The following is an 8,883-nucleotide window of genomic DNA, read 5'->3' as shown; positions in this document are numbered from 1 at the left end:
CGGACTCGGAATTTCATGTACTTTGACCGGATTGCATACGCTTAAAATTAAAGAAACCGACCGGTTAGTAGCCTTGCAGCAAGAGATTTCAAAACTAGGGGGACAAATCCAAACCACCGCCGATACATTACATCTTGAATCTTCAACCCACCTAATTCCCAATGTGGCCATAGCGACCTATCAAGACCATCGAATAGCCATGGCTTTTGCTCCATTAGCACTTTGTGTGCCACTACGCATTGAAAATGCCGAAGTGGTGTCAAAATCGTATCCCACTTTTTGGAGTGATCTCGCGCAGGCAGGGATTTCAGGGGAAATGTCGGAAATTAAATCGTAATTTACTTGACAACCCCCTTTTGCGGATAGTATATTTGCACTCGTTTGCCGTGAGGCAAAATAATGTAATCTAAAGGCTATAAAAAGATGAAACTATCCCATTTTAATTTCCATTTACCTCCAGAGTTACTGGCCGAATTTCCTGCTGAAAACCGCGATGAGTCGCGCTTAATGGTGGTACACCGCAGCACCGGGCAAATCGAACATAAATTGTTTAAAGACATTATCGACTATTTTGATGATGGCGATGTGATGATTTTAAACAATACCAAAGTGTTTCCAGCGCGTATGTATGGAAACAAAGAGAAAACAGGAGCGCGTATCGAAGTTTTCTTGTTGCGCGAATTAAATGCGGAACAACGCCTATGGGATGTTTTGGTCGATCCTGCCCGTAAAATCCGTATCGGGAATAAATTGTATTTCGGCGATGACGATTCATTGGTGGCAGAAGTAATTGATAACACCACTTCTCGTGGACGTACCCTTCGTTTCTTATACGACGGTTCCTACGAAGAATTCCGTTATAAATTGAAGGAATTAGGAGAAACGCCGATTCCTAAATACATCAACCGTGAAGTTACCGAAGAGGACGCCGAACGTTACCAAACGATTTATGCTAAAGAAGAAGGCGCCGTGGCTGCACCCACTGCTGGATTGCACTTTTCAAAACATTTGTTGAAACGTCTTGAAATCAAAGGTATCAACTTCGCTGAAGTTACGCTTCACGTGGGATTAGGAACCTTCAATCCCGTTGAAGTAGAGGATTTATCCAAACATAAAATGGACTCCGAAGAATTACGCATTTCTCAAGAGGCATGTGATACCGTCAACAAAGCCATCGAAAACAAACGCCGTGTGTGTTGCATTGGAACCACTTCGATGCGCGCCATTGAAAGTTCGGTTTCATCCAACCGTACGCTAAATCCTTATGATGGTTGGACCAACAAATTCATCTTCCCACCCTATGATTTTAGTATTGCCAATTGTATGGTGACCAATTTCCACACGCCAAAATCAACCTTGTTAATGATGATTTCAGCATTTTGTGGACATGACTTAATGAAAAAAGCCTATGAAGAAGCCGTAAAAGAACGCTATCGTTTTTATTCCTATGGCGACGCGATGTTGATCTTATAATTTAGAAAAGGCTGTCAGAAATGATGGCCTTTTTTAATGAGGCAATGTGTCAATATGTCGATGCGGCAACCTGCCTGCCGGCAGGCAGGTGTGTCAATGCGGCTATTATACAACCAGCAATTCATTCATAACTCATAATTCATAACTCATAACTCATAATTCATAACCCATAATTACTATTTCAAATCTCCTCCAAGATTACTACATTTACCCTTCAAACCAACAAAACGATGACATTTCAAAATACGCGTGAATTCGCACAACAACTCGATAGCCAAGACGACCTGCGAGCGTACCGCGATCAGTTTATTTTTCCTCAACATGAAGGTAAAAATGTAATTTATTTTACGGGAAATTCCTTGGGGTTGCAACCCAAATCGGCGGCTCAATTTGTGCAAGAAGTTATGGATGATTGGGCGAATTTGGCGGTAGAAGGACATTTTTATGCCGAAAAACCCTGGTGGGATTACCATGAACGTTTTGCCAATCCCTTAAGTAAAATTGTAGGTGCCTTGCCTTCAGAAGTGACGGTAATGAATACCTTGACCGTAAACCTGCACTTATTGATGGTGTCGTTTTACCGCCCGCAAGGCAAACGCTACAAAATCATTTGCGAAGAAAAAGCCTTCCCTTCCGATCAATATATGTTTCAATCACAAGTTCGCGTACACGGATTTGACCCAAAAGATGCGATAGTTGAGGTAAAACGTCGCGAGGGCGAACATAATATTCGCCACGAAGATATTATCGCTAAAATCAATGAAGTCGGTGAGGAGTTGGCACTTGTATTGTGGGGCGGTGTGAATTATTACACGGGTCAAGTGTTTGATCTAAAAACTATCACCGAAGCCGGTCATGCCGTAGGCGCTTATGTAGGGTTCGACTTGGCGCACGCTGCCGGGAATATCCAATTGAACTTGCACGACTGGAATGTCGATTTTGCCGCTTGGTGCAGTTATAAATACATGAACTCTGGCCCAGGAAATGCCTCGGGTTGTTTTGTTCACGAAAAACACCACCACACCAATTTACCCCGTTTTGCAGGGTGGTGGGGACACAATAAAGAACGTCGTTTCAAAATGGAACCCGACTTTGATCCCGTGCAAGGTGCCAACGGTTGGCAAGTGAGTAATTTGCCCATATTGTCATTGGCTCCATATTTGGCATCGGTCGAACTCTTTGATGAGGTAGGCATGGACCGATTGATTGCCAAGCGAAACCAATTGACGGCTTACCTCGAATTTGTATTGCATGATATCGATCAACAGTTGGACGGTGCCGATTTTGAAGTCATCACGCCCAGCAATCCCGATGAACGCGCTTGCCAATTGTCGGTGTATTTACATGGACAAGGGCGAAATTTGTTCGATTATTTAATGAAAAATGGCGTCATTACCGATTGGCGTGAACCCAATGTAATTCGGCTAGCGCCCGCTCCTTTCTATTGTTCGTATGAAGATATGTATACATTTGGACAGATTTTGAAAACGGGAATTTTAACCTTGCAAAAACAATAAATTTGAAAGCCTTACTCTAAGGCTTTTTTTATGTTGAAATAAATCATCATACCCGACGACTAAAGTTTATCTTACTTGTTATCATGAAAATAGTGAAAAGAATTGTACTGATTGTATTGTCCATTGTATTGGCTATTAGCCTTGGAATTTATATTTATTTCCAAACGAAAGCACCTCAATACGAAGGCGAACAGTCACTAGCAGGCTTATCAAACGAAACCAAAGTCTATTTTGATGACTACGGGGTGCCTCATATTTATGCCCAAAATCAAAAAGATGCTTTGCGAGCGCTTGGTTATGTGCATGCCCAAGATCGCTTGTGGCAAATGGAGTTGATGCGGCGTATTGCTCCCGGACGCTTGTCGGAATTGTTTGGGGTAAAAGCGTTAGAAAACGACAAGTTCTTTGCCGGTATCGGAATTGATGAAAATTCAGCCCAAGCGGTAGCTGCATTGGATAAAAATTCAGAAGCCTACCAATTGGCCCAAGCCTATATCGATGGGGTAAATCACTATATAGAGGAAGGAAAAACACCCGTTGAATTTGATTTGATCGGAGTTGAAAAGACACCGTTTACCCTCAAAGACATGTACAACATCTTCGGATTCATGTCCTTCAGTTTTGCCATGGCGCAAAAAACCGACCCGTTGCTGACGGAAATTCGAGACGAATGGGGAAGGGACTATTTAGCCGACTTTGGGCTGGACGGTGCTTTGGCCAAAACCCGTTTGAAATCCTATAAAGGCAAAGCCAACGATTATGCTGCGATTTCAAAATCAATCACTGAACTTCTCGAACAATCACCCGTACCTCCTTTTATCGGGAGCAACAGCTGGGTAATCGGTGCCGAAAAAACCAAGAACAACAAGGTTATTTTTGCCAACGACCCACATATCATGTTCTCCCAACCGGGCACATGGTATGAAGCCCATATTTCTTGTCCCGGTTATGAAATGTACGGCTATTATTTGGCCGGAACTCCTTTTCCTTTACTCGGCCATAACCGTGAGTATGCGTATGGGTTGACCATGTTTGAAAATGATGATTTGGACTTTTTCCAAGAAGAAAATCATCCCCAAAATACCAAGCAATACAAAACAGCTTCAGGCTATGCGAATTATTCCGTGCGTACCAAAACCATCAAAGTAAAAGACACAGCCGATGTTGCATTGACCATAAAATCAACCCAACACGGACCCGTGATGAATGGATTGTTGAAAGGATTGAAAGCCAAAAATCCTGTAACCATGTCGTGGATTTACACCCAACACGCCAATCATATTTTGGAAGCCGTCTATGGGTTGAGTCATGCCAAAAATTTGGATGATTTTTATCAAAAGGTAGGTCTCGTGCACGCCCCCGGCTTGAATGTTATGTATGGGGATGCCAAAAATAATATCGCTTGGATCACGTCGGGGAAATTGTATTGCATGCCCGAAGGCGTAAATCCCAACTTTATTTTGGATGGAACAAATGGCAAAGACGACCAGCGGACCTTCTTGCCTTTTGAAGAAAATCCCTATGCGATCAATCCCAACTGGCATTATGTCTATTCGGCCAATAACCAACCCGAACCCATAGACGGCTATTTGTATCCCGGCTATTATTTGCCCCAAGACCGCGCCAAACGCATTCAGTCGTTGTTGGCCACCAAAAATAATTGGGATCGTTCCGATGTGGAACGCATGATTAACGACCATACGTCCTTAATTTATCCTGATTTAGTGAAAAATTGGATAAAATGTATCCCCAAAAACGGACTGACAGCGACTGAAAAAAGTGCATTAGAAACACTCCAACAATGGGAAGGAACCCATGCAGTCTATGATATCGCACCTACGATTTACAACAAATGGCTGTATTGTTATCTAAAAAACACCTTTCAAGACGAATTGGGAGAAGAGCGATTTGCCCTTTTCTTGGGAACGCATATGCTCAAACAAATGATCGCGGGACAAAGCAACAATCCCAATTCACCGTGGTGGGATGATGTAAACACCAAAGGCAGTAAAGAAACCCGAGGCCAAATGATGAACCGTTCGTTTCATGAAGCGATTAAAGCATTAGAAAACCAATTAGGTACCGAATATACCCACTGGCGTTGGGGGAAAGTCCATACACTTGAGCTCCAGCATCCTCTGGGGAAAGTGGCAGCATTGCGACCCGTTTTTAATGTAGGTACCTTTGAAGTGCCCGGAGGAAATGAAGTGATCAATAATTTATTGTTTTATTTGGCCGAGGACGGGAAGTACAACGTGGGCGGTGGCCCCTCAACCCGTCGTATTATCGATTTCTCTGATGTGGAAAATAGTGTAAGCATTTTACCTACGGGTCAATCGGGGGTACGTTCCAGTCCGCACTACAATGACCAAGCGGAACTTTTTGTCAAAGGCCGTTTCCGAAAAATGAAACTCAACCGCAAAGAGATTGAAGCAACGTCAACGTTATTGGTGTTAAAACCCAAAGCCAATTAATCCAACATTTATAATTTATAATTCATAATTTATACTATTAAAATAGGTCGGGGTTTTCGATTATTTCGGAAGCCCTCTTTTTTATGGCATACAATTCTTCAGGTTGGATTTTTCCCAATAAATTCAACATCATGGCCATCCGTTGGTTTTTGGCAAAATAGGCTTTTTTATCATCCAAAAAATTCCAATATAAACTGTTGAACGGACAGGATTGCTCTCCCGTACGGGATTTAACATCATAGTGGCAACCTGTACAGTAGTTGCTCATTTTTTGAATATAACTACCCGAGGAGACATAGGGTTTGGTGGCCAAAATTCCACCATCGGCATACTGACTCATTCCGCGGGTGTTTGGGAGTTCAACCCATTCCAATGCATCCATATAAACACCCAAATACCAAGCGTCTACCGCATCGGGATGGCGCTGGGTGAGGAGTGAAAAATTGCCGATGACCATCAGGCGTTGGATGTGGTGCGCATAAGCATTTTGCAAACTCAAACCCAAGGCATGGTGCATGCAATTCATTTTGGTTTTCCCGGTCCAATACATTTCGGGTAACGGATAAGTATTGTCCAAGGCATTGCGTTGCGCGTAATCGGGCATGTGACGCCAGTAAATTCCGCGTATATATTCGCGCCAGCCTAATATTTGCCGTACAAATCCTTCAACTTGGGATAGCGTGATAGTGTCTTGATTTTTGTAAAAATGCATAACTACGCGATCCACAACTTCCTTCGGACTTACGATTTTCGTATTCAACACAAAGGATAAGCGGGAGTGAAAAAGGAAGGCTTGATCGGTATGCATCGCATCTTCATAATCGCCAAAATGGGGCAACAAATGGTCGCAGAAATAGTCCAGTTGTTCGAGCGCCTCCTTTCGATTGATCGGCCAAGCAAAAAAATGGGGTTCGATTTCCCCAAAAGTTTGCACGCCCGCTTGGTATATTTCATCCAAAACGTCCCGCACATTTTTTGGAAAAACTGCCATGGGAGGCACAGGAACTTGATTTTTGTACTTTAAGCGATTATCATGGTCAAAGTTCCATTGGTTGCCCAAAGGTTCATTACCCACCATCAACACCTGATGTTTCTTCCGCATCATACGGTAAAAATTCTCCATCAAGAATTGCTTTTTGCCTTCAAAAAACTGACCCAATTCTTCCCGTGTGGTGTAAAAATGTTCGGTGTCCACCACTTGATGCGAAATCGATAATTCTGTGCAAAAGCTTTTCAATTGCACATCCAATCGGTATTCATCGGGTAGTTGGTATTCAAAATGTTGAATGGAATACCTGTCAATACAATGCTGGAGAATATCAGGCAGACTTTTTGTAGCCAGCTCTTCCGAAATGCGAATGTAATGCACCTTATGCCCTTGGTTTTGTAACTCTTGCGCAAAATCACGCATCGCCAAAAAGAAGCCCGTTACTTTTTGAATATGGTGTTTCACATAATCCGTTTCCTGACGCATTTCGGCCATCAAATACAACACGGAGGGGTCTTTTTCAGAAAACCAAGAATGCTTTAGATTCAATTGGTCGCCCATGATCAGGCGTAAGGTTACGTATTCCATAAATCCTGGTATTCGTTTTTTGGATCATACATTTCTGCTTGACGGCGAATGTTAAACTTTCGGTCGCGAGGGTCGTTGCCTACGCCCGAATTGTACAACCAATTCCCGTAATTAGAATGGACATCATAATCAATTAACAGCGATTCAAACCACGCAGCCCCCGCGCACCAATCCTGTTCCCATTCTTTAGCCCAAAAACTTGCCACATTTTGGCGTCCGCGATTGCTCATGAATCCTGTAGCGGCCAATTCTTTCATATTGGCATTCACAAAAGGTTCGGGCGTTTTACCTTGTGTCCATTTTTCAAATTTGCGGGGATTGAATTCCCAATCGTATTTTTGTTTGACTATGCCATCCAATTGAAATATTTTGTTGCCGTGTTTTTGAGAAATGTACCGAAAATAATCGCGCCAAATCAATTCGAAAATGAGCCAATACGTATCTTCATTTTTGCAAACTTCCGCTTCGTACTGTTGCACCTCCCAGTAGATTTTTCGTGGCGATATGCAGCCGTGGGCAAGCCAAGGAGAGAACTTCGAACTGTAATCGGGTCCAATTAATCCGTTGCGGGTTTGTTTGTATTGGGATAAATTTTCGGTAGTAAAAAAGTAATCCTCCAAGCGCGCTAACGCCTTGTTTTCTCCTCCTTTAAATGGGAAAGCCGTGCGCTTATCAGGCGATTGTGGTGTAATTCCACACGAGGCTAAAATGGGAATTTCAGGCGTTTCCTCATAATTCGATTTCGGCATCGCTTTGGGTTCGACCAACGGCCTTATTTTCGAAATCTTCTCACATTTTTTACGAAACTCCGTGAAGATTTCAGGAATTTCTTTGGCTGCATTGTATGGGATGTCCTCAGGATGAAACAAAAAGCCGTCTTGAAGTTCGTGGAAAGCAATCCCAGGTAATTGAACTTTAAGCGCGTCAGTGACTTTACGTTCCTCTGAAGTCCATTCATGCGTAGTGAAAAGGCTTGTGATGCCTTGGTTTTTCGCCAACTCAGGAATCACCGTTTCGGGTTCGCCATAAAATACCCATAGCGGAATGTTCAAGGCTTCCAAATTGCGTTTTAGCGCGCGAACACTCTCCCATAAAAATTGAGCGCGATAGGCACCCGTTTTTGGGAATCCATAAGTGGTAAGGGCAAAATGGCGTGGGTCAAAACAATATACGCCAATCACTTTTTCAGCTTGTTGTGTGGCTTTCCACATCGCATATTGATCCTCGGTGCGAAGATCATTTCGAAACCAAACAAGATGTTTCATAGGGTATTTTTATTTTTTCGGCAACGGTCACTACAAAATTTAACGGACTCCCAATTCTTTTCCCATTTTTTGCGCCAGGAAAAGGGGAGTCCGCAAACCAAACATATTTTTTGGGGTAAAAAGGTTTTTTTATGAGGCATGGGGGCGAAGCGATTTTAACGGGGTTTTCGGACGGGCATAATCAAATCGGTCTTGTAGGATGGGACGTGCATAGCCATCCAAACCATTGATCGCCACGACATCTCCGCGCTCCAGTTGCAACCATCCGTCGCGTGTGACTAAATTGTCCTCAACATAAATGGCTTCAATCGTCGCAATAACATGGATCGTGTTGTTTTCATGGATCGGATATTCATTCAAATAACGGCAAAGCAATTGCACAGGCGATCCCGAAACAAAAGGCACCGCAATACCCTCGCGGTACATCGGCGTCAATCCCGTCATGTCAAACTCCGAAACCCCATAATCGTAAGCGGCCGAGGTTTGATGCGCCGCTTCCATTTGCGCCACCGTGATATGATTTACGGTAAACAACCCAGTAGCTTTAATGTTTTGATAGGTATGTCGCGGCACCGAGG

At 43.2% G+C, this 8,883-nt stretch carries 8 protein-coding genes; 4 read left to right on the top strand and 4 right to left on the bottom strand.

Annotated elements, in window-relative coordinates; genetic code table 11:
- The 4 genes from ABWO12_RS11480 to ABWO12_RS11465 form a co-directional block, all read left to right on the top strand.
- The coding region (locus ABWO12_RS11480) for a carboxyvinyltransferase (RefSeq protein ID WP_502902936.1) at positions 1-337 on the top strand (337 nt) is incomplete at its 5' end.
- A gap of 86 nt (positions 338-423) precedes the next feature.
- Positions 424-1,473 carry a tRNA preQ1(34) S-adenosylmethionine ribosyltransferase-isomerase QueA gene (queA, locus tag ABWO12_RS11475; RefSeq protein ID WP_073361469.1) on the top strand — a complete coding sequence of 350 codons (1,050 nt, stop codon included), beginning with the start codon at positions 424-426 and terminating at the stop codon, positions 1,471-1,473.
- Between the two features lie 230 nt (positions 1,474-1,703).
- Entirely contained in the window at positions 1,704-2,990 is a 1,287-nt protein-coding gene (gene kynU, locus ABWO12_RS11470) for a kynureninase (RefSeq protein WP_353089091.1), read from the top strand.
- An 83-nt stretch (positions 2,991-3,073) separates the two neighbouring features.
- Complete coding sequence (locus ABWO12_RS11465) at positions 3,074-5,464, top strand: penicillin acylase family protein (protein WP_353089090.1); 2,391 nt, start codon at positions 3,074-3,076, stop codon at positions 5,462-5,464.
- Positions 5,465-5,501: 37 nt separating this feature from the next.
- On the opposite strand, the gene ABWO12_RS11460 is transcribed toward ABWO12_RS11465, so the two are convergent.
- The 4 genes from ABWO12_RS11460 to ABWO12_RS11445 all read right to left on the bottom strand — a co-directional run.
- Positions 5,502-7,040 carry a cryptochrome/photolyase family protein gene (locus tag ABWO12_RS11460; protein ID WP_353089089.1) on the bottom strand — a complete coding sequence of 513 codons (1,539 nt, stop codon included), beginning with the start codon at positions 7,038-7,040 and terminating at the stop codon, positions 5,502-5,504.
- Positions 7,028-8,305 carry a DASH family cryptochrome gene (locus tag ABWO12_RS11455; RefSeq protein WP_353089088.1) on the bottom strand — a complete coding sequence of 426 codons (1,278 nt, stop codon included), beginning with the start codon at positions 8,303-8,305 and terminating at the stop codon, positions 7,028-7,030. Before ABWO12_RS11455 ends, ABWO12_RS11460 begins: the two co-directional genes overlap by 13 nt.
- The gene (locus tag ABWO12_RS11450; RefSeq protein ID WP_297516492.1) at positions 8,302-8,445 is read right to left on the bottom strand and encodes a DUF2256 domain-containing protein; all 144 of its coding nucleotides are present in this window, start codon (positions 8,443-8,445) and stop codon (positions 8,302-8,304) included. The genes ABWO12_RS11455 and ABWO12_RS11450 overlap by 4 nt, the downstream gene beginning before the upstream one ends.
- On the bottom strand, positions 8,435-8,883 hold a 449-nt coding region (locus ABWO12_RS11445), incomplete at its 5' end, for a flavin reductase family protein (RefSeq protein ID WP_353089087.1). The genes ABWO12_RS11450 and ABWO12_RS11445, both read right to left, overlap by 11 nt.

It is taken from the genome of Flavobacterium sp. (assembly GCF_040379285.1).
Classification (GTDB): domain Bacteria; phylum Bacteroidota; class Bacteroidia; order Flavobacteriales; family Flavobacteriaceae; genus Flavobacterium.
Note: the sequence above shows the minus strand (reverse complement) of the source record. Positions and strands in the feature narration are given on the sequence as shown.